Annotated in this window: 16 protein-coding genes; 13 read left to right on the forward strand and 3 right to left on the reverse strand. The window is 36.6% G+C overall.

Annotation, left to right across the window (positions count from 1 at the left end; translation table 11 throughout):
• Nucleotides 1–586 precede the first annotated feature (586 nt).
• The gene (locus IGL86_RS03035) at nt 587–1,477 is read right to left on the reverse strand and encodes a ring-cleaving dioxygenase (RefSeq protein ID WP_002361334.1); all 891 of its coding nucleotides are present in this window, start codon (nt 1,475–1,477) and stop codon (nt 587–589) included.
• A 165-nt stretch (nt 1,478–1,642) separates the two neighbouring features.
• On the opposite strand from IGL86_RS03035, the gene queA reads away from it, so the two are divergent.
• Nucleotides 1,643–2,674, forward strand: a complete 1,032-nt coding sequence (queA, locus tag IGL86_RS03040; protein ID WP_002355747.1) for a tRNA preQ1(34) S-adenosylmethionine ribosyltransferase-isomerase QueA — start codon at nt 1,643–1,645, stop codon at nt 2,672–2,674.
• Nucleotides 2,675–3,018: 344 nt separating this feature from the next.
• On the opposite strand, the gene IGL86_RS03045 is transcribed toward queA, so the two are convergent.
• Complete coding sequence (locus IGL86_RS03045; RefSeq protein ID WP_002355748.1) at nt 3,019–3,324, reverse strand: helix-turn-helix transcriptional regulator; 306 nt, start codon at nt 3,322–3,324, stop codon at nt 3,019–3,021.
• An 821-nt stretch (nt 3,325–4,145) separates the two neighbouring features.
• On the opposite strand from IGL86_RS03045, the gene IGL86_RS03050 reads away from it, so the two are divergent.
• Nucleotides 4,146–6,791, forward strand: a complete 2,646-nt coding sequence (locus IGL86_RS03050) for a calcium-translocating P-type ATPase, PMCA-type (protein ID WP_002358801.1) — start codon at nt 4,146–4,148, stop codon at nt 6,789–6,791.
• Nucleotides 6,792–7,124: 333 nt separating this feature from the next.
• On the forward strand, nt 7,125–9,131 hold the full coding sequence (locus tag IGL86_RS03055) for a KUP/HAK/KT family potassium transporter (RefSeq protein ID WP_002381294.1): 2,007 nt from the start codon (nt 7,125–7,127) through the stop codon (nt 9,129–9,131).
• Between the two features lie 69 nt (nt 9,132–9,200).
• Here IGL86_RS03055 and IGL86_RS03060 read toward each other — a convergent pair whose 3' ends face one another.
• Entirely contained in the window at nt 9,201–9,899 is a 699-nt protein-coding gene (locus IGL86_RS03060) for a helix-turn-helix domain-containing protein (RefSeq protein ID WP_016618007.1), read from the reverse strand.
• A 125-nt stretch (nt 9,900–10,024) separates the two neighbouring features.
• Here IGL86_RS03060 and IGL86_RS03065 point away from each other — a divergent pair, with 125 nt between their 5' ends.
• The 10 genes from IGL86_RS03065 (at nt 10,025) to IGL86_RS03110 (ending at nt 23,378) form a co-directional block, all read left to right on the forward strand.
• A complete protein-coding gene (locus tag IGL86_RS03065) occupies nt 10,025–12,169 on the forward strand; it encodes a heavy metal translocating P-type ATPase (protein ID WP_016618008.1) in 2,145 nt (714 codons plus the stop codon).
• Between the two features lie 123 nt (nt 12,170–12,292).
• Nucleotides 12,293–13,717, forward strand: coding sequence for a helix-turn-helix domain-containing protein (locus tag IGL86_RS03070; protein WP_033626065.1), 1,425 nt, complete (start codon nt 12,293–12,295; stop codon nt 13,715–13,717).
• A gap of 68 nt (nt 13,718–13,785) precedes the next feature.
• The gene (locus IGL86_RS03075) at nt 13,786–14,697 is read left to right on the forward strand and encodes an aldo/keto reductase (protein WP_033626066.1); all 912 of its coding nucleotides are present in this window, start codon (nt 13,786–13,788) and stop codon (nt 14,695–14,697) included.
• A gap of 188 nt (nt 14,698–14,885) precedes the next feature.
• Nucleotides 14,886–17,534, forward strand: a complete 2,649-nt coding sequence (gene polA / locus IGL86_RS03080; RefSeq protein WP_033626067.1) for a DNA polymerase I — start codon at nt 14,886–14,888, stop codon at nt 17,532–17,534.
• A gap of 99 nt (nt 17,535–17,633) precedes the next feature.
• Complete coding sequence (mutM, locus tag IGL86_RS03085) at nt 17,634–18,476, forward strand: DNA-formamidopyrimidine glycosylase (RefSeq protein ID WP_002373518.1); 843 nt, start codon at nt 17,634–17,636, stop codon at nt 18,474–18,476.
• Entirely contained in the window at nt 18,473–19,072 is a 600-nt protein-coding gene (gene coaE, locus IGL86_RS03090) for a dephospho-CoA kinase (RefSeq protein WP_033626068.1), read from the forward strand. Before mutM ends, coaE begins: the two co-directional genes overlap by 4 nt.
• A 179-nt stretch (nt 19,073–19,251) precedes the next feature.
• Nucleotides 19,252–19,734: a transcriptional regulator NrdR gene (nrdR, locus tag IGL86_RS03095; RefSeq protein ID WP_002381296.1), complete on the forward strand. Its 483-nt coding sequence runs from the start codon at nt 19,252–19,254 to the stop codon at nt 19,732–19,734.
• A 15-nt stretch (nt 19,735–19,749) separates the two neighbouring features.
• Complete coding sequence (locus IGL86_RS03100; protein ID WP_033626069.1) at nt 19,750–21,159, forward strand: replication initiation and membrane attachment family protein; 1,410 nt, start codon at nt 19,750–19,752, stop codon at nt 21,157–21,159.
• Nucleotides 21,159–22,088 carry a primosomal protein DnaI gene (gene dnaI, locus IGL86_RS03105; RefSeq protein ID WP_002355760.1) on the forward strand — a complete coding sequence of 310 codons (930 nt, stop codon included), beginning with the start codon at nt 21,159–21,161 and terminating at the stop codon, nt 22,086–22,088. Before IGL86_RS03100 ends, dnaI begins: the two co-directional genes overlap by 1 nt.
• Nucleotides 22,089–22,169: 81 nt before the next feature.
• Nucleotides 22,170–23,378 carry a hypothetical protein gene (locus IGL86_RS03110; RefSeq protein ID WP_002385036.1) on the forward strand — a complete coding sequence of 403 codons (1,209 nt, stop codon included), beginning with the start codon at nt 22,170–22,172 and terminating at the stop codon, nt 23,376–23,378.
• The last annotated feature ends 6 nt before the right edge of the window (nt 23,379–23,384 follow it).

Here is a 23,384-nt window from a genome sequence, read left to right on the forward strand (position 1 = left end):
GCTATAAAAATGCGATTTCGACAAATGTAATCTATTTTTAATGGGAAAAAGAAGGCGGTAAATTTTTTTTAATTCGTTCTAAAAAAAAGAAAAGATAACTATTGTTTAGTAAAAGTTATCTGAACGAAACAAGATGTTAAAAAGAGTATTCTGAGAAGGAAGAAAAGCCGCTATAACAAAGAAAAGTGTCCTTTGTAGCAAGTTGACGGGAGCTGAGTTTTTCATTAGAATGGAAAGAGAACAAGGGAATAAAATAAAAAAAGGCGCTTCATGATTTAGCGGCAACTAAATCACGAAGCCTTGAATAGTCACCTGTGCAAGTGGACCATCAAGTTGCCCGTTCAATCAATGGAAACCATTGATCACTTTTATTTTACTGAATTTTTGAAAAAATTACCAGTTTTTTTAAGAAGTAAGAAGTGGAAGAACGAAGGATGCTTTTTATGGAATGTGCAATGACGTTCAGAAAAATCTGAAGGTCATTTTTTATTCTCTTGTTCAAACATTCAAACATAGGGGAAGAGAGACGGACGTAATTTTGTCACCGATTATTACGTCCGTCTTCCGTTGTTTTCTAAAGCGTTGGTTACATGTCTTTGTAGAGGTTGGCTTCAATTGCAGTCCGTTTTGGTTCTAAAAAAGGCGGTAAAGCCAACGTTTCCCCTAAATGTTCCAGAGGCTCATCCAATGTAAAACCAGGAGCCAAAGTAGCAAATTCAACCCGATTCCCGCCTGGTTCACGAATGTATAAACTTTTAAAATATCCACGACTTACATACATTTCAATTTCCCAGCCTTGTGCTAAAGCGCGCGTGTGTAGTTCTTGTAATGCTTCATCATCAGCCACAGAAAAAGCAATATGATCCATACTGCCACGCCCCATTCGGCTTGTTTTATCCGACGTTGTTTGATGAACAGAAAAGCTTTCCGTCTCACTTAAAATAATCGTATTGCCAACTGCTTGCCAACCAAGAAATGTTTCAAAAAAGGCCAAGGTTTTTTCAGAATCTGGCACATGAAATTCAGTAGAGGCCAAACCGATAATTTGAACCGCTGCTGGAATGTCGTTAGAAACAACGAGTGTTTCTTTTAATGGATTTTCAGGAACTTCTGTCAGGATAATATGCGTATCATCTGGATCACTGAAATGTAGGCTCTTTTCTTTTTTGTTAAATGGAATTTTGTTTTCTGTTAAACGTTGTTCCCAAAAGGAAAGGCTATTTTGGGGAATTTTTAAGCCAATCGTGGCTAAATAATTTTTTTCTTCATAGCGGTTGCCTAATAAGGGCACGATAAAAAAAGTTACTAAGCTTCCCGGTGTGCCTTGATAATCGCCATAAAAATAATGAGGCATGCGATTGTTGTCTTGATTTACGGTATTTTTGACAAAACGTAAGCCTAACAATTTTGTATAGAATGATTGGTTTTCTTGACCATGACGCGCTAATAGTGAAACATGATGAAATTGAGCATGCATTTTGAGTTCCTCCTTTAAATAACTATGTATACTTACTTAAAGTAAGTATAGTGCTTCTGACATTTTTTGACAACTATTTAGTTTGATTTAGAAGGCTGACATAGCCAGAAACAAGAAAAAGTGTTAGAATAACCAAGATAAAAACTAGTAGAAAGAGTGACGGAAATGCTAAGTACAGAAGATTTTGATTTTGATTTACCAGAAGAATTAATTGCTCAAACCCCACTAAAAGATCGCGCTAGTTCACGATTATTAGTTGTAAATAAAGAAACAGGGGACATGGAGGATAAACATTTCCATGATATTCTTGATGAATTACAGCCTGGGGATGCATTAGTCATGAATAATACACGGGTACTGCCGGCCCGTTTATATGGAGAAAAACCTGAAACAGGCGGTCATTTGGAAGTTTTACTTTTAACAAATACAGAAGGCGATACATGGGAAACCTTGATTAAACCCGCGAAACGTGCAAAAGTCGGCACGGAAATTCAATTTGGCGATGGTCGCCTAAAAGCGGTGGTTAAAGAAGAGTTGGAACATGGTGGTCGAATCATTGAATTTAAATATGATGGTATTTTCTTAGAAATTTTAGAATCGTTAGGAGAAATGCCATTGCCGCCATATATCAAAGAACGTCTAGATGACCCAGATCGTTATCAAACGGTTTATGCTGAAGAAAATGGTTCAGCTGCAGCACCAACAGCGGGTTTGCATTTTACAAAAGAACTATTAGAAGAGATCAAAGCAAAAGGTGTTCATCTCGTTTATTTAACTTTACATGTCGGTTTAGGAACATTCCGTCCCGTGAGCGTTGATAATATAGAAGAACATCATATGCATAGCGAATTCTATCGTTTAACTGAAGAAGCGGCTAAGCAACTAAATGAAGTACGCCAAGCAGGCGGTCGGATTGTTGCGGTTGGAACAACTTCTATTCGTACGTTGGAAACAATTGGCACAAAATTTAATGGTGAAATCCAGGCTGACAGTGGCTGGACCGATATTTTTATCACACCAGGGTATCAATTTAAAGTCGTAGAGGCTTTTTCAACGAACTTCCATTTACCAAAATCTACGTTAGTGATGCTTGTGAGTGCCTTTGCAGGAAAAGACTTAACATTGGCTGCTTATCAACATGCAATTGAGGAAAAATATCGTTTCTTTAGTTTTGGCGATGCAATGTTTATTAAATAAGCGACACTTTGTGAGCAGAATACTTGGGATTGAAACAAAAATATATTATGATAAACACGTGATTTTTGGAATCACAGTAAAGGTGTGCTTTATTTTTTCTTCCCCTGTAAATAATAAAGTTAGAAACCAAAACGCTACTAGGACAAAAATGCTTAGTAGACAATCTTAGAATAAAAAGAACGACGCAACCACGGTTGCGCCGTTCTTTTTTTATGTAAGCAAAGATTAATTATTGAAACAACAATACGAAGAAGTGCTTTCTTCGTATTGCCGGTACTAAGTTGTACCTCGGCAACTCCAAGTACAATCAGAAAAATTGTCTTGTTAAGTACAGCTTATACTGTTTAGGCTTCTTGTTCTACATCGTCATTCAGTGTTTCTTTGAAGGTGAACACATCATCAATGGTTACGCCAAAGACGTTCGCGATGTCATGCGCAAGAAGTAATGAAGGATTGTACTTGTTTCGTTCCAGTTGAATAATTGTTTGTCGAGAGACACCGACTCGATTGGCCAAATCTTGCTGGGTCATACGAGCCATAGCACGATAAACATGAATTGAACTTTCAAACGAAGATTTTTTCTTTTTTCGCATAGCATTCCCTCCTTTAAAAGAAGATAAAATAGAATGTGCACCTTGAATATAACACATATGATTATTTGATACAAATATATTTTATTGCCTAAAAGAAAAAACCGAGCTTAAATTTAAGCTCGGCCTTGTTAACGGGAAGACATCAATTGGTTGAATAAGTGTTTACATTTCGCGATACATGTAAAGCAAAAGGTGAACGTGATGTGGTGAAACTAAAACCTTGTTTTCATACAGTTTCGACGCTTGGATGGTGGATAACTTGCGTTAGGTGATAACAGATAGGGTAAATGCTTTATAGAAACTCCATCCTTCTATAACCTTTCCCTATTTTCCGATACGAGTTATCACTAACAATTACTCTACACGTATTGTTTACAGGTGAATCTTGCAATTCTAACAACTTTGAGTTTACCGATTTTTATCTACTGAGAAAATCTTCAACCAATTGATTTGCATGTCCTCCTTACACTTAAAGAATAGCACCTTTTGGAAGCGTTTGCAAGTTATAACACTTATTAATAAGATTAAATATAATATTTTTCTGGTTATTTTATAACATGTAAAATAAATAATTGTGCGAACTAAATAACATTGTATTTTTTGTTGTTTTTGTGTTGAATATATAGAAATAAACTATTTTTTATCAGACAAAATGAAAAAAATGTCCATTGCTTTTTGGCTGAATTCGTTTCTTTTTTCATAAAATTCCCATAATCAAATAGAAACATTGCTGTAGCAACAACGAAAATACCAGTTTTTTCTGGACATATGAGAGAACGCTAAGCCAAAGATGAAAAAAGTTGCGTGTTCAAAAAAAATCATGTTATATTTAATAGAGACACTATTATATAGGAAGAAAAAATTAGAGGGGGAATAGGATGGAAGCTTACAAGCAAACTGTCGATACTGTCACAAAAGAAGTTTCAGTCAATACTGAAACTGGTTTAACACAACAAGAGGCCCAACAACGGCTGAAAGAAAATGGCCGCAATCAATTTGAAGAGGCTAAGAAGGATTCTGTGTTAAAGAAATTCATTCACAGTTTATCTGATTTTACGACGATTATTTTATTAGTTGCTGCGGCAATTTCGTTTTATACAGCAATCGTAACAGAACATGGCGAATATTTTGAAGGAATCTTAATTATTGCAATTGTGATTATCAATGCTGTTTTGGCCATTGTTCAAGAAGGAAATGCTGAAAAATCTCTGGCGGCTTTACAAGACATGAACAAGCAAAGTAGTGCAGTCTTACGAGATGGCAAGGTAATCGAAGTCGATGCTGAAGAACTAGTAGTAGGAGATGTTCTAGTTCTTGAAGCTGGTTCAATGATTACAGCCGATGCACGACTTATTCAAGCTTCTCAAATGCGCGTAGAAGAGTCAGCACTAACAGGTGAAAGTGAACCTGTTGAAAAAGATCCTACATACGTGGGGCATGACGATGATGGCTTAGGAGATCAAATAAATATGATTTTCAAAGGCTGTACCGTTGTGAATGGCCGCGGACGAGCAGTAGTAACTGCAACAGGAATGAATACAGAAATGGGTAAAATTGCTGGGTTACTGAATAACAGCGATCAGCAAAAAACACCATTACAAAAACGCTTGAATCAATTAGGCAAACGTATTAGTTTGTTAGCTTTAGGGGCTGCAGCAATTGTTTTCATTATTGGTGAACTGCAAGGAGAACCGCTTCTTGAAATGTTTATGACAGCCGTTTCCTTAGCGGTGGCAGCTGTACCAGAAACACTAACCGTGATTGTAACGTTAACCTTAGCATATGGTGTTCAAAAAATGGCTAAGAAACATGCGATTATTCGTCGATTGCCAGCAGTAGAAACGCTAGGAACTGCGAATGTTATCTGTTCTGATAAGACAGGAACACTGACACAAAATAAAATGCGCGTCCGCCGAGTATGGCATCGTGGTGATGAAGTAACGGATACGGAAGATGCCATGACCGATGAAGCCATGGAAGTATTGAAAATGGCTGCTTTATGTACAGATGTCATTGTGGAAAAAGAAGGCGATGAACTAACTGTTACAGGGAATCCGACAGAAGCGGCAATTGTTCGTGCTGTCGAAGAAAATTATCATACTAAAGAAGAACTTGAAGAAAAATATCCTCGTATTGGTGAAATTCCCTTTGATTCAGAACGAAAAATGATGACTACGGTCCATCAATGGGGGAAAAAGTACATCTCAATTACTAAAGGAGCCTTTGATGTGTTACTACCACGTTTTGGTTTCGGAGATGTCGATCAAGCGGCTATTGTTAATGATCGTTTCGGAAAACGAGCGTTACGAGTTATTGCTGTCGGTTATGCCGTATATGATGAACCACCCAAGGAAATTACATCAGAGGCTTTAGAAAAAAATCTTCGCTTGTTAGGCTTAATTGGCATGATTGATCCACCACGTCCAGAAAGTAAGGGCGCCATTGCTCGTGCGAAAAAAGCTGGAATTAAAACAGTCATGATTACTGGTGATCACGTGGTAACAGCCAGTGCAATTGCTAAAGAATTAGGAATTTTAAAAGATAAAAGTGAAGCCTTATCTGGTTCAGAACTGAAAAAAATGAGTGATGAAGAATTAGATAAACGTGTTAAAGATTTATCCGTTTATGCACGTGTAACCCCTGAAGATAAAATTCGAATTGTTCAATCATGGCAACGTTCTGGCGCTGTTGTAGCAATGACCGGAGATGGCGTGAATGATGCGCCAGCCTTGAAAGCTAGTGATGTCGGTTGCGCAATGGGGATTACTGGAACAGATGTGGCCCAAGGCGCTTCAGATATGATTTTGACGGACGATAACTTTGCAACTATTGTTGATGCGGTTGCACAAGGACGTGCCGTGTACCGAAATATTCGTAAAGCCATTAACTTCTTATTAAGCTGTAATATTTCTGAGATTTTTATTGTTTTAATTGCCATGTTACTTGGTTGGGGTGCGCCATTTACTGCAGTTCAACTGTTGTTTGTTAACGTGGTCGCAGATGGGTTACCTGGTTTTGCATTAGGAAAAGAACCAGCGGAAAAAGGAATTATGGATGAGGCACCAATCCCTAAAAACGAAGGGATTTTTGCACGAGGCTTATGGCAAAAGATTGGGATTAATGCAGCAGTGTTCACAGTCATTACTTTGTTTGGTTTTTACCTAGGTGCCTTTGTACCAGGTGTTTCAGCCTATGTTTCAAACAGCTATGAAGTTGGACAAACAGTGGCATTTTTAATCTTAGCTTATTCCTCTATCTTACATGTCTTTAATGTTCGTAGTGCGAACTCTGTTTTCCGTGTAAAATTATCAAGCAACAAGTCGCTCTTTGAAATGGTCGTTTTAGCATTACTAATTACCACAACCATTGCTTTATTACCATTCACACAAGAACTATTTGGATTAGTGCATATTAGTTTAAATCATTGGATGTTAGCAATTTTCCTATCCTTTGTGCCAATTTTCGTCAATGAAATGATTAAGTTCCATTTCTCTGAAGTTGAAGAGGAAGAAGAAGTGATTTAAATTTAACAGGAATAAAAGGAGCTACCTTTGTTCAGAAAATTATCTTAATAGTTAGCAAGTGGGGCAGCAGTCGTTTCGACTGCTGCCCCACTTATTTTTGATTTTTCTTTTTTCAAAATAGGTGGGTTTCTTATCTAAGATGAACATTCTCTAATAAAAAGACTTGCTAAACGATTTAAAACGTATTATAGTGAGTAGCATCGTTAGTCAAAAAGCGCTTTTTGACTAATGAAAAAGATATATAAAACGTTATATAATAAAGAGTTTTAAAAGTTTTTATGGAGCTGTTGGTTAAACTAAACGAAGTCATTTCTTTTGTAGGAGGAAAGTATTGTGTTACACAAAGCAGAGGGGTTTGATCGTCGGAAATTTACGATGGCAGGGATCTTAGTTGCCATGGGCGTTGTCTATGGAGATATTGGAACGAGCCCTTTATATGTAATGAAAGCCATTGTAGGAGATAATGGTGGCTTGGCACGGGTTTCTGAATCGTTTATTTTAGGTTCGGTCTCGTTAATTTTTTGGACATTGACTATCTTAACCACGATTAAATATGTTGTTATTGCTTTAAATGCTGATAACCATGGAGAAGGTGGGATTTTCTCTCTTTATACATTGGTTCGTAAAAAAAGTAAGTATTTGATTATTCCCGCAATGATTGGCGGCGCCGCTTTACTGGCTGATGGCGTTTTGACCCCAGCTGTGACAGTGACGACAGCGATTGAAGGCTTACGGGGGATTCCGGCATTTTTTGAACGTTTTGGCAATGACCAAACGATTATAGTGGTCATTACGTTGACGATTATTTTAATTCTTTTTTCTGTTCAACGATTTGGAACAGAATTGGTCGGGAAAGCTTTTGGGCCGATTATGTTCTTGTGGTTTACTTTTTTAGGCATCATTGGTTTAATGAATTTTAGCCAAGATTGGACGGTTATTCGTGCATTAAATCCATATTATGCTTTGCAATTACTAGTCAGTCCAGAAAATAAATTAGGTCTATTTATTTTAGGGAATATTTTCTTGGCTACAACTGGTGCTGAAGCTTTATATTCTGATTTAGGGCATGTAGGAAAAATGAATATCCGCATTAGCTGGCCGTATATTAAGATTTGTTTGATTCTTAATTATTTAGGGCAAGCTGCGTGGTTGTTAACGGTCAAAGAAAACCCTGAAATGCAGGCATTAGCTGAAATTAACCCATTTTTCCAAATGATTCCACGAGGTATTCTTGTATTTGGCGTTGTTTTTGCAACAATCGCCGCAGTGATTGCTTCGCAAGCGTTAATATCAGGTTCGTATACTTTAGTTTCTGAAGCGATTAAATTGAAGTTATTACCAAGACTTAAAATTATTTATCCTGGGAGCAATATCGGTCAAATGTATATTCCAGCGGTAAATTTAATTTTGTGGTTAGCTTGTTCAGCAATCGTGCTGGCTTTTAGAACATCGACACACATGGAAGCTGCGTATGGTCTATCGATTACGATTACGATGTTAATGACAACCATTTTATTGTTGTTTTATCTTTTGGATAAAATTCCAGCTTGGTCTGCGTATCTAATTTCCTTGTTCTTTGCTGCCATTGAAGTTGTCTTTTTCTTTTCAAGTGCTGCGAAGTTTTTCCATGGTGGATATGTTGCTGTGGGAATGGCAGTCTTCTTGTTATGCATCATGATTATTTGGGAACGCGGCAACGAGATTAAGGAAGCGACGGCGGAACAAGTGTCGTTGGAAAAATATGTACCACAACTTAAAGCTTTGAAAGAAGATACATCTGTACCAATGTATCAAACCAACGTGGTCTTTTTAACCTCCGATCGAGTGGACGGCGAAATTAATCGTAATATTATTTATTCGATTTTGGACAAACAGCCAAAACGAGCGAATGTTTATTGGTTTGTTAATGTTCAGGTAACAGATGAACCCTTTACTCAAGAGTATTCTGTTGATATGTTAGGGACTGATTTTATTGTGCAAGTTCAGCTATATTTAGGCTTCCATATTTCTCAAGAAGTGAATGTATATTTAAGACAAATTGTTCATGACTTGATGAAAACAGGCCGCTTGCCAAAACAGCCACAACGTTATTCATTAACGCCAGGGAGAGAAGTTGGCGATTTCCAATTTGTATTAATTCAAGAAGAATTATCTAACGTTTCTGAACTGAAAAAATGGGATCGACAAATTATGCAGGCAAAATTAGCTATCAAAAACTTAACTACCTCTCCTGAAAGTTGGTTTGGCTTGGAATACAGTGAAGTCAAATATGAATCCGTTCCTTTAATCATTGGTCCACAACGGAAAACGCACTTAGTCGAACGAAAGAATCGTTCATAAATAGAAGAAATTTAACTAAAAGATTGAGCCTAAGTCCTTGAGATACATGGCTCAATCTTTTTTGTAGAATCAGAGTAAATACTGTAATTCCACAAAGAATTCATTTAAAAGTGTTTGGTCTTTAAAGGAATTCATTCGCTTAAAGATGGCCAGTAAGACTTCTTTTTGTGGTTCAGTTAATTGATCTACTTTTAACAAAGGAAGAAAAGCGATAATCAGAGAATAATCCAATTCTGGATTTTGAGAATGTGTAAATAATTCATGGAGTTCTGACAAAATAAACGGATGATAATAAGATTGGTCAGACTGTTCTTCTGCAGTTGTTGGTTCATAAATAGAAATACTCTCTCGGGAATGAGAGGGGGCTTCTACTGTTAAAGGAAAAGCATAAAAGGACTGCTGTAACTTTTGCGCTTGAATCATAATTTTTAAGGAATCGTGATAGGATAGCTGTTCTTCAGATAAACGTACCATCAACTGAGTAAAAAAAGGTGGTTTTAGCAGTTGTTTATTTTGAAAATTTTCTTTTAATAGCTGGCGCACAAATCGATCAAAATCACCATAAAGTAGCCAATCTACTGTTGTGTCACAGGCTTTAGCGATTTTTTTTAAGTATCGTTTATTGGGTAAATTCAAACCTAATTCCCAGTTACTAATTGTACTTCCACTAGATAAACCAATTTTATTGGCTAAATAACGTAAAGTGTACTTCTTCTTTTTTCGAGCTTCACGCATGCGCGCCCCGACTTGCTTTGTAGTAATTTTCATTGAAACACTCCTTTTGTAATAAATATGAGGATAAGGTGTTCTTAAAATATACATACGCAAAATTCGGCTCTTTTTTTTTCTAAACTAAAAAAAGTAATTATTTCTAACAATTTTCATCTTGTGCTATGCTTAAGATGAAAATACTTAAGAAGAGAAGGGATCATATGTCAGCAAAACATAATCATGAACAACACCAGGAAAAACAGCCAACAGTGTCCCACGATAAAATGAATCACATGAATCATGATATGGCGCATGAACAAATGGCTATGTCACACCAACATGAAGGAATGAAGGGAATGGACCATTCAATGCATATGGGGAATTTTAAACAAAAATTCTGGCTGTCATTGATTTTAGCTATTCCGATTATTGTTCTTTCACCAATGATGGGTTTTCAATTACCTTTTCAATTTACTTTTCCAGGTTCTGATTGGTTGGTCTTAATTTTAGCAACTGTGCTATTTTTTTATGGTGGACAACCATTTTTAAGTGGCGCTAAAATGGAATTACAGCAAAAGAGTCCAGCAATGATGACTTTAATTGCGATGGGGATTTCGGTATCATATTTTTACAGCTTATATGCGTTTTACATGAATCATTTTACGAATCAGGCCCACGTGATGGACTTTTTCTGGGAATTAGCCACTCTGATTGTTATTATGCTTTTAGGCCATTGGATTGAAATGAATGCTATTTCTAATGCTGGTGATGCCTTGAAAAAAATGGCTGAACTGTTACCTGACACAGTCAAACGAATGACTGAACATGGGGAAGAAGAAATTCCTTTGCAAGATGTTCAAGAAGGCGATCGCTTGATTGTTCGTTCGGGAGATAAAATTCCGACAGACGGTAAAATTTTGAAAGGAAGCACAACAGTCGACGAATCGATGGTTACAGGGGAATCAAAAACAGTAGAAAAAAACATTGGCGACTCCGTGATTGGTGGAGCTGTCAATGGCAACGGAATGATTGAAATTTCGGTAACTGGCACGGGTGAAAATAGTTACCTGTCAAAAGTTATGGAGATGGTTAAACAAGCGCAGTCGGAAAAATCAAAACTAGAATCCATTTCAGACCGTGTAGCCAAGTGGTTATTCTATATTGCCTTATTCGTAGGTGTGTTAGCATTTATCGGTTGGTTACTCGTAACGAAAGATTTGTCTCTAGCATTTGAACGAATGGTTACAGTTTTTATTATTGCCTGTCCCCATGCGTTAGGCTTAGCAATTCCTTTAGTGATTGCTAGAAGTACCTCCATTGCTGCTAAAAATGGCTTACTTTTAAAAAATCGGAATGCATTAGAACAAGCCAATAAGGTTGAATATGTGTTGCTGGATAAAACTGGAACTTTAACAGAAGGACAATTTACAGTTACTGGCTTAGAATTAATGAGTAAGCAGTTTACTAGAGAAGAAGCACTTAAATATATTGGGGCATTGGAAAAAAATGCAAATCATCCGTTGGCAATTGGAATCATGAACTATTTAAATAAACAAGCCGTTCAACCTTATGAAGCCCATAATCTGCAAGCTTTATCAGGCGTAGGACTGGTTGCTACTGTTCAAAACCAAGAAGTCAAAATAGTCAATGAAAAAGAAGTTGCACGGTTACAGTTAACCTTCGATGAAACAATTAAAACAAACTATCAAGAGCAAGGAAATACCTTGAGCTATTTAATCATCGCTGGTCAATTAGTCGCACTGCTTGCTTTAGGAGATAAAGTCAAACCAGAAGCTAAAACATTTATTGCAGAGTTACAAGCGCAAGGAATTACGCCAGTCATGTTAACAGGGGATAATCAAACAGCTGCCAGTGCAGTTGCTAATTATTTAGGAATGAAGGAATACTACGCAGAGCTCTTACCAGAAGATAAAGAAAAAATTGTGCAACAGTATCTTACTGAGGGGCATCAGGTCATGATGGTAGGAGACGGTATTAACGATGCACCAAGTTTAGCCCGTGCTTCAATCGGCATTGCGATAGGCGCTGGTACAGATGTAGCGATTGATTCGGCAGATGTTGTACTGACGGATAGTGATCCTAAAGATATTTTAAGGTTCTTAGATTTAGCCAAACAAACACGACGTAAAATGATCCAAAATCTTTGGTGGGGAGCTGGGTACAATATTGTCGCCATTCCTTTAGCGGCTGGGGTTCTTGCACCAATTGGGATTGTTTTAAATCCAGCTGTAGGTGCTGTCTTGATGTCATTAAGTACAATTATTGTAGCAGCAAATGCTATGACACTGCATATTTCAAAAAAATAATTCGATATAATTGTAGAGAGCGGAAAGTAATCAATACTTTTTGTTCTCTATTTTTTTCTTCTTAAAAAAATTTTTGCCTTATTTGACGTATTCTTATAACAAGGGAGTGAAAGGGGACGATATATGGATTTCAAGGAATTATTGTCTTTTGAACATAAAAATATGTTGGAATTGTTGGATTTACTGCAACAAGAGCAGACATTTTCTGTTTTGATGGCTGCAGAAAAACTAAAGGTGAGCGACAAAACCATCCATTGTTACATTCAACGTTTTGAAAAAAAGCAGGAAACGTTTAAGATAGAAGGGCTTTGTAAGATTTATACAACGACCAAAGGAATTGTAAAATATCGTGAATTATGCGTTTGTGGCTTGGCTCGATTTAGACAAAAATTTTGTTATTTTATTCCCGAATTTTATATTTTACGTTGTCTAATTGAAGAGCGAATCAATTATGCGCAATTGACCCAGGTATTGGGATTACAGGAATCAACTCTTCGGAAGAAACTTTCTAATATTCGACGTTGGCTAGTTAATTTTGATATTATTGTACGTCAAAAACATTACGATTTAACTGGCAATGAATGGCAAATTCGACAGTTAATCCTTTGTTTTTATTTGTTTTTTCAAGAAAGCTGTCTGGAAGAAAACAGAGAAATGACTCGGAAAATCATTACCTTTTTTGAGTTGGATTTAAATGTAGCACAACAGAATCATCTTAGTTGGCTAATTTATATTTGGGAGAAACGATATAGAGGCGGGCATGAAATTTCAGTGTCAAATGCTAATTTATTTCAACAAACAAGTGCTTTTTTTTATTTATTTCGTGTGGAAGTGTTGAGCACTTCTTTTATGTCTCTTAAAGAACAAAAAGCGTTATTTGTGATTCTTGAAGCACATTTTGGTGGTTGTTTTGGCAAGAGAGCGCGAAAGTATTTTATTCATGAGCAAATGAAAATAGAAAGTTTATGCTTAAAAACAGCTATTTTTATTATGAAAGAAATTAGGAGAAATTTTACACAACATCATTTTAATTATCAAGAAATTCATTTATGTCGATTTTTAAGTACGCATATGAATAGTTTATTAGACGGACAAGCATGGTTGCCAGCTCATAAACAGGAACAAACACTTGCTGCTCGTTATCAACAAACCTGGCACAGATTACAAAAACTTATTAGGCTTTTAAAACGCCTATATCCAGTCTTTACTTCAGTAAAAGAACGGGAATTGACGAGTTGCTATTTTTATCACATCCTAGATTTATTTGACCCGATTTTATATGAAAAAAAATATATTATTTGCCTATTGACGGACTTTCCTCCAGAAAAGGAACAAGCGTTGGGACAATCTATAAAAAGCTATTTCAGTGAAAAAAAGAATATTACAATTATTTATGGAAAACCAACGTATCAACTTCACCAAGCACATCTAGTAATCGTCAATCATTTGTTTCAGATGAACGTAGCGCTTTCTTCTGAGACAGTTGTTTATTTGCCAGAGGAATTATCTCCTGCTTTTTTTGAAAAAGTCGAAGCGAATCTATCGTAAGAAGTCCAATTTTGTCTAAATAATGTTAAAATGAAGAAGTAAGAGGAATGGATGAGGAGGATATTAAAATGAAACAACTGCAATTTGGTACAAGTGACGAAACAGTTTCTTCGGTTATCTTAGGATGTATGCGCTTAAATGGTGCTGAAAATCCTCAACAGGTAATTGAAACTGCTTATGATCATGGCATTACATTTTTTGATCACGCCGACATTTATGGTGGCGGCGACTGCGAAACCATTTTTGGTAAGGCCTTAAAAGAAAGTACCATTCGTCGTGAAGATATTTTTATACAAACAAAATGTGGGATTCGTCAAGGCTTTTTTGACTTTTCAAAAGCACATATTTTAGAAGCGGTCGAAGGGAGTTTACAGCGTTTAGGTGTAGATTCAGTCGATGCATTATTGTTGCATCGTCCAGATACTTTAGTGGAACCAGAAGAAGTAGCTGAAGCTTTTCATTTATTAGAAAAACAAGGGAAAGTTCGCTATTTTGGTGTAAGTAACCAAACGCCAGGACAAATTGAACTTTTAAAAACAGCTGTTAAACAACCATTATTAGCCAATCAATTACAATTTGGCATCAAGCATACTGGCATGGTGGATCAAGGCTTACAAACAAATATGGAAATATCAGGAAGCATTGATTATGATCATGGTATTTTAGATTATTCACGGTTGAAACAAATGACTATTCAAGCATGGTCACCGTACCAATATGGTTATTTTGAAGGTGTCTTTATTGGAAATGAAAAATTCCCTGAGTTAAATCAAAAATTAAACGAATTGGCTGAAAAATATCAAACAACGCCAACTGGTTTAGCCAGCAGCTGGATTCTGCGCCACCCTGCTAATATGCAAGTCATCGCAGGAAGTATGAATCTTGGTAGAATTGAAGAAATTGCTAAAGCAGCAGACATTGTGATTAGTCGCGAAGATTGGTACGATATTTATCGTGCAGCGGGAAATGTTTTGCCGTAAAAAAGATTCTCATACTTGTGAAGATCCAGCGTGTATTGCTGATTGATTTTGGTATTTGATATAGTTGTCACTAAGGAACTATGTCAAATACCTTTTTCTTTCATTCTGCAATCGCCGTCTACTGCAAATTCTGTAGTTTTTTGTTAAAATAGAAAGGAAACTAGTTTGCTAAAGATGAGGGGAAAAAAATGACCAAAAAAAAATTATTACTCGTTGATGGAAACAGTGTAGCCTTTCGTGCATTTTTTGCGCTACATAACTCATTAGAACGATTCAAAAATAAGAACGGCTTGCATACAAATGCTATTTATGCATTTAACAATATGTTTGAAAATGTAATGCAAAAAGAAATGCCTACTCATGTTTTAGTCGCTTTTGATGCAGGGAAAACCACATTCAGAACAGAATTTTATTCAGAATATAAAGCCGGACGTTCAAAAACACCGGGGGAATTTAAAGAACAAATGCCGTATATTCGTGAACTTTTAGAAGGTTTAGGCGTAAAATATTATGAACTACCTAACTATGAAGCAGATGATATTATTGGTACATTAGCCAACAAAGTTGATAAAGATGAATTTGATGTTGTTGTGTTATCAGGGGACCGAGATTTGACGCAATTAGCGACGGACACTGTCAAAGTAGATATCACTGTTAAAGGAGTTAGCGATATTGAATCATATACGCCTGAGCATATTGCTGAAAAATATGATGGGTTAACGCCTAAGCAAATTATTGATATGAAAGGGTTGGCTGGCGACACGTCGGATAACATTCCAGGTGTAACGAAAATCGGTGAGAAAACTGCGATTAAGCTGTTAAAACAATATGGCTCAGTTGAAGGGGTTTATGAGAATATCGATGAAATGAAAAAAAGCAAAATGAAAGAAAACTTGATTAATGATAAAGAGCAAGCCTTTCTTTCTAAACGCTTAGCGACAATTGAAGTCAATGCACCAGTCGAAGTCAATGTGGAAGACTTGGCATATGAAGGGAAAAACTTAGAAAAATTGGTTTCTTTTTATAAAGAAATGGATTTTAAACAATTTTTAGCTAAGTTGGACATTACAGAAGAACCTGTTGAAATGGAAGATATTTTATTTGAAGTAGTTGAAGATCAGTTAACCAATGAAATGTTTACAGACGATATGGCTCTTTATGTTGAGATGATGGCAGATAACTATCATACGTCACCGATTGTCGGCCTTGCTTGGGGCAATAACAAGAAGATTTATACCACGAATAATTTAGCTGTTTTTGAAAGTCAGCCATTTATCGACTGGTTGATGGATGAGACACGTAAAAAAAATGTCTATGATGCAAAACGGACGTACGTTGCACTAAATCGCTATGTAGGAAAAATGACAGGAATTGCCTTTGATGTTTTATTGGCTGCTTATTTACTTGATACCAATGACAATAACGCTGATATTGAAGGCGTAGCACAACATTACGGATATGATGCGATTCAATCTGATGAAGCGATTTATGGAAAAGGGGCCAAAAAAGGCTTGCCAGAGGACGAAGAAGTTTTCTTTGGTCATTTAGCACGTAAGATTAAAGCAATTCAATTTTTAACAAGCAAATTAGATAGCGAATTAACAGAAAAGAATCAAGCTGATTTATTCTATAAAATGGAATTACCACTTTCTCGTATTTTAGGCGATATGGAAATAACTGGTATCCGTGTTGATGCCACGCGCTTAAAAGAAATGCAAGTAGAATTTTCAGAACGTCTGAAAGAAATCGAAGAAAAAATCTATGCAGAAGCTGGCGAAGAATTTAATTTGAATTCACCTAAACAATTAGGCGTTATTTTATTTGAAAAAATGGGCTTACCTGTGATCAAAAAGACGAAAACCGGCTATTCAACAGCGGTAGATGTTTTAGAACAACTAAAAGAACAAGCACCAATTGTGGCAGATATTTTAACTTATCGTCAAATTGCCAAAATTCAATCGACCTATGTTGAAGGACTCTTAAAAGTAATTCAGCCAGATAATAAAATTCATACTCGGTATGTACAAACACTGACACAAACAGGACGATTAAGCTCAGTAGATCCCAATTTACAAAACATTCCTATCCGTTTAGAAGAAGGCCGAAAAATTAGAGAAGCCTTCGTACCAAGAGAGGATAATTGGTTGATTTTCTCTTCTGATTACTCTCAAATTGAGTTACGTGTGCTCGCGCATATTTCTAATGATGAGCATTTAAAAGAAGCGTTTGTGGAAGGACAAGATATCCATGCCAGCACTGCAATGCGAGTTTTCGGTGTTGAAAAAGCAGAAGATGTCACACCTAACATGCGTCGTCAAGCTAAAGCAGTGAATTTTGGAATTGTCTATGGTATCAGTGATTATGGCTTGTCCCAAAACTTAGGCATTACTAGGAAGCAAGCACAACAATATATTGACACCTATTTTGAAAAATATCCAGGCGTGAAGCAGTATATGGAAGAGATAGTCCGCGATGCCAAAGACAAAGGCTATGTGGAAACATTGTATCATCGCCGTCGTTATTTAAGTGATATTAATTCAAGAAACTTTAATCTACGTTCGTTCGCTGAACGTACAGCGATTAATACACCGATTCAGGGAAGTGCCGCAGATATTTTAAAAATTGCGATGATTGAAATGGCGCGTCGTTTAAAAGAAGAAAAATTACAAGCGACAATGTTATTACAAGTGCACGATGAATTAGTTTTTGAAGTACCAGAATCAGAATTAGAACAATTAAATCAACTCGTCAAAGAAGTGATGGAGCACGCAGTTTCCTTACATGTGCCACTTATCACCGATAGCAGTTGGGGAAAAACATGGTATGAAGCAAAATAATAGCTTACCCATTAAGAACGATGAATAAAATAAGGATAAGTAGGATCTGGACGTTGATATCTAAGCGTTCAGACCTCTTTATATAAAGGAGCAAAAATAATGCCAGAATTACCAGAAGTAGAAACAGTGCGAAAAGGACTTGAAAAACTTGTTGTAGGAAAAACCATTCAAGAAGTCATTGTTTTTTGGCCAAGAATTATTGAATCACCAGAAGTTGATGTATTTCAAGGTCAATTAGCTGGTCAAACGATTGAAGGGATTGAGCGAAGAGGAAAATTTCTGATTTTTAAATTGTCTGATAATGATATGATTTCTCACTTACGGATGGAAGGAAAATATGAATTTCATAAGGCTGATGATGAAATTGCCAAACATACCCATGTAATGTTTACTTTTACAGATGGCACGCAATTACGTTATTTAGATGTACGGAAATTTGGCCGTATGACATTGGTTCCTAAGAATCAAGGTCATCAATATAAAGGGATTTTAGCTTTGGGCCCAGAGCCAACACCAGACGTTTTTCAATTAGCTGCTTTTCAACAAGGATTGAAAAAGCATCATAAGGCAATTAAGCCATTACTGTTAGATCAAAAGCTAGTGACGGGCTTGGGGAATATTTATGTAGATGAAGCACTTTGGCAAGCGCAAATCCATCCAGAACAACCAGCAGATTCCTTAAAACCTGCGGAAGTTGCTACGTTGTATCAAGCAATCATTGACGTCTTGGCACGCGCTGTTGAAGCAGGTGGAACCACCATCCGCACCTATCTAAACGCGTTAGGAGAAGCAGGGACTTTTCAAGTAGCGTTGAATGTCTATGGGCAAACAGGCTTACCTTGCAATCGTTGTGGTACGCCAATTGTTAAAACAAAAGTGGCACAACGTGGTACTCATTATTGTCCACAATGCCAACAATTGAAAGGTCGTCGATTGAAATGACAAAAGTTTTAGGGATTACAGGAGGGATTGCGACAGGTAAAAGTACGGTTGTTGCTCTTTTTAAAAAAGCGGGTTATCCAATTGTTGACGGCGACATTATCGCCCGCGAAATTGTTGCAAAAGGGCAACCAGCCTTAGCCGCAATCGTTGAAACTTTCGGACCAGAAATAGTATTAACAACTGGTGAATTGGATCGGAAAAAATTAGGACAATTAATTTTCGCTAGTCCTCAAAAAAGAGAGCTGTTAAATGAAACGCTGAAACCTTTTTTAAGAAAAGAAATTTTACGTCAAATTGAAGAAGCTAAAAAGAAAGCCTCCCTGGTTATTGTTGATATTCCTCTGCTTTATGAAGCTCATTATGAGGCGATCATGGATCAAGTTGCTGTGGTATATGTACCAGAAAAGATTCAAAAAGAGCGTCTGATGGCCCGAAACCAATTAACAGAAGAAGAAGCGCAACAACGAATTGCTAGCCAATGGTCGATTGAAATGAAAAAAGAACGAGCAGATATCGTTTTTGATAATCAAGGAACTAGAGAAGAAACGGAACAACAAGTGAAGAAGTGGCTAGAGGAACAAACTGGAAAGAAGTGAATATTTTTTAAATGGCGTAAAATGTTTTGAAAATTTCAGAAAAAACAGTGAAAGTCTTTGTTTTTATTAAAGAATGGCAAAGATTCAACTAAGAACCAGTTCTAAAGACCTAGTAATAGCGCAATTTCATGTTATAATATAGGCAACAAAAATTATACAGAATAGAAGAGGTGAACGTTATGCGTTGTCCAAGATGTCATCATAATAATTCCCGTGTTATTGATAGCCGTCAAGCAGATGATGGACGTGCAATTCGCCGTCGTCGTGAATGTGAAAATTGCAGTTATCGGTTCACTACATTTGAAAGAATTGAAGCGGCGCCATTACTTGTAATCAAGAAAAATGGGGATCGTGAAGAATTTAATCGTGATAAAATTTTGCGTGGGCTCATTCGCTCTGCGGAAAAAAGACCCGTTGCTATGGAACAAATGGTTCAAATTGTCGATAATGTTGAAAATCGAGTGCGTAGTTTAGGGGAAAATGAAGTCTCTACAACGCTTATCGGTGAATATGTGATGGAAGATTTAGTCAATCTAGATGAAATTGCCTACATCCGCTTTGCGAGTGTTTATCGACAATTCAAAGATATGAGCGTGTTTTTGAAAGAGTTACAGGACATTGTCGACAAAGCAAAATCTTCTTCTCCTGACTCAGAAAATTAAAAAGGAGGTCTTTCTTTGAAAGGAAATCGGCAAAGAATCCAACCAAAAAATATTTTTCAAGCGGTTATTGATTCACCGCTTTCTGATCAAGAGAAAGAGGTTTTAACCTTTTTATATCAACCAATTGTCGGCGCCAATGCGTTTAGTTTATATTGGCTTTTGTTATCTGAAACAACAGACTCAGAGGAGAATGGCTCGCTGTTTCATGCAGATTTAATTAGTTTGCTGGACTTGAGTTGCCAACAATTAGAAGAAGCTTGCTACAAATTAGAAGGCATTGGGTTGCTAGAAACGTATAAAAAAACAGATCGGGAATTAGGAGATTGTTATTTATATTATTTAAAAGCACCTGAAACAGCCGCTCGTTTTTTTAAAGATGAAGTGTTAGCTTTAGTGTTATTTAACCGGGTTGGACAACGGAAATTTGATCAATTAGTGCAAAAGTTCCAACCGCATCCTACCAAAACAGAGGGCTATCAAAATGTTTCCGCTAGCTTTCAAGAGGTTTATGCCTTTAAAGAAGAACAAATTGTTTCCGAAGCGAACCGATTGACAACGATTCAAGAAACTTTTTCTCAACAAGAAAAAGCGAAGAAAATTTCTGTATCAACGGATTCTTTTGATTGGCACTATTTTGTGGAAGGTTTGCACCGTTTAGGTTTACAACTGCCTGAAGATGAGGCTAGTTTTCAAGAAGAAGTCTATGTTTTTCATCAATTATATGGCATCAATGAGTTAGATATGGTAGACTTTGCTTCGAAATCATTTGACTATTATACAAGTCGAATTTTGCCTAAGGAATTAGTGCGAACGATTCATCAAGCGTTTGATCCTGATAAAAAACCACAATCAACAAACGTAGTGACAAACAAGCAAGCACAATTGACGGTGGAAGAGCAACAAACGTATCGATATAACGCATTAAAAATGAATGGTTTTTCTGAACTGGATATTCAAATGATTATGGATAGTGAAAAGAATCCGCCTATTCAATATTTAGAAGCTTTAAAAAATAGTCGAGGCGGCTATACGACACCACAAGAACGTTCATTAGTGAAATATTTGGTTGCCAAATCAGGCTTACCGACTAGTGTGATTAATATTTTGATTAACTATGTTTACAATATTCAACAACAACCGACTTTAAAAGCGGAGTATGTGAATCGAATTGCGAATGAATGGGGACAAAGTGGCATTCATTCACCAGAAAAAGCAATTGAACATGTCAGAGAATTGGCAAAACAAAGCCAAACCAAACAAAAACAGCGACAACAAAATTATTCAGGGAAACGCCAAACTGTTCGACAAGAGCGATTGCCAGAATGGGCAGATCAGCCAAACGATGAAACAAAACTTTCCCCAGAAGAACAAGCCGAGTTAGATCGACAAATTCAAGAATTTTTAAACCAAGGAGGTGACCAATGATGGAAGACGTAGGAAAAGAAATGTCAAAAATTATCCAGAAGCGTGACATCAATGAACGATATGAAGAGCTGGTTAACGAAGTATTGAAAGATCAAGATGTTCAAGCCTTTATACAAGCAAACCGAGAGCGTTTAACCGATGAAGATATTCGTAAAAGTTATGCTAAGCTGTATGAATTTGTTCAAGAAAAAAAGAAATTTCAATTAAACGATCCGGCAATGATTGCCCCCGGCTATGAGCCAAGATTAATGTTGAATTTTCATTACATTGATGTAACATATGTCCCAACGGCTGATTTAATCGCCCGTCAGAAGGAAGAAGAAATTCGTAATCGAGTAAGGGCAATGGACATGCCAAAAGATGTCCGAGAAGCAAATTTACGAGATTTCGATCCATCTTCTCAAGGTCGAGCCAAAGCGTTAGCAGAAGCAATGCAATTTTTAAGAGAATATCCTGCGACACCAAAAGAATTTCATAAAGGGCTCTATTTACAAGGCCCCTTCGGTGTAGGAAAATCTTTCTTATTAGGTGCGATGGCTAATGCTTTAGCAGAACGTGGATTTACTACGACAATTGTTCATTTTCCAACATTTACAGTAGAAATGAAGCAAGCCATTGGTCGCGATCAAGTTGGTGAAAAGCTCGATGCAGTAAAAAAATCCCCTATATTAATGATTGATGACATTGGTGCGGAATCCATGACTAGTTGGATTCGTGACGACGTTTTAAGCGTAATCTTGCAATACCGAATGCAAGAACAATTAGTTACTTTTTTCTCTTCCAATCTAGATTTAAAAGCTTTAGAAGAGCATTTAACCGTGACGCAACGAGGAGAACAAGAGCCGCTAAAAGCCAGACGAATTATGGAACGTGTGCGTTATCTGTCAAAAGAGATTACGATGACAGGAAATGATCGACGAAACGGTTAAAGCAATCCTTTTATTTTTATGGATTGCTTTTTTTCTTGCGCTTGAAGAGGTAGCGTAAGTTTCGCAAAAACAAGTACTTTTGTGTACACTGACAATAAAGAAGTGAGGAAAAGAGGCGTAACAATGAAGAGAAAACTTTGGATTTTTATTGGGGTATTCGTGGTGCTTCTGGGAGGATATTTTCTTTTGTTTAGAGAAAAATCCTATAAAGTAGAGGTGGAAAAAGTGAATCCAAAAATTCAACGCTTAATGTCGACAGACAAACAACATTTTTTAACAAAACATGAATTTCACACAAAAGAAACCGCTGAACGCAAAGATTTGTTGAAGTTTTTTATTGAAACCCGGCTCAAAACAGACGGCGGCTTTTTAACCAATTATTTACCAGATGCTGAACGCAAAGATGTCGCCACAGGACATGAGTTGCTAAGTGAGTCTTCGGGTCTATATTTGCGTAATTTAGCTTTTGATACGCAGGGACGTTTTGATAATTTTTACAAGCAGACGAAAGACACCTTTTACGACGGCGTCCAATTTAGTTACCGAATTGACGAGCAAGGCAATAAGTACAATGTCAATGCCTCGATTGATGATTTACGGATCATTCGTTCATTAATTGAAGCAGGGGGGCATTTTAAAACAGATCAGTATGATCAAGAAATTAAAAAATTAGGCAAGAGTTTTATGAAAACCTCTATGAAAGATAATATTCTAATTGATTTTTACGATAGTAAATCAAAACAACAGTCTTCAGAAACTTCTTTGTTTTATATTGACTTAATTACGCTGGGTTATTTATACAAAGAATTTGGGATTTCAGCAGACTACTTGCAGTATCATTACCAATTAATAGACGATGGCTATATTTCTGATGATTTACCTCTTTATCAAACGAAGTTTAATCATCAAACAAATAAATACGAAAACAACGGAACACTTAATATTATTGAATCTTTATTAACGATTGTCCATTTAAGTGAAGTGGGTATGGCGAAGCAGACTAGTATTGATTTTGTGCGAAAACAAGTTCAGCAAGGAACGCTTTTTAACTCGTATGATTTAAATGGATCGCCCGTGGATAAAAATCAATCTGCAGCTAGTTATGCGATAGCGGCTTTAATTGGTGTTGCCGAAAATGACAAAGAGTTGTATCGTGCGGCAATTACAGTACTTAATAATTTTCAAATTATGGATTCAAGCAGTCCGATTTATGGAGGATTTGGTGATAAAGTTACGAAACAAGTCTATTCCTATAATAACTTAATGGCTCTTTTGGCCTATGATTTCTAGATGAGG

This window comes from Enterococcus sp. DIV0774 (assembly GCF_050539095.1).
Classification (GTDB): Bacteria; Bacillota; Bacilli; order Lactobacillales; family Enterococcaceae; genus Enterococcus; species Enterococcus faecalis.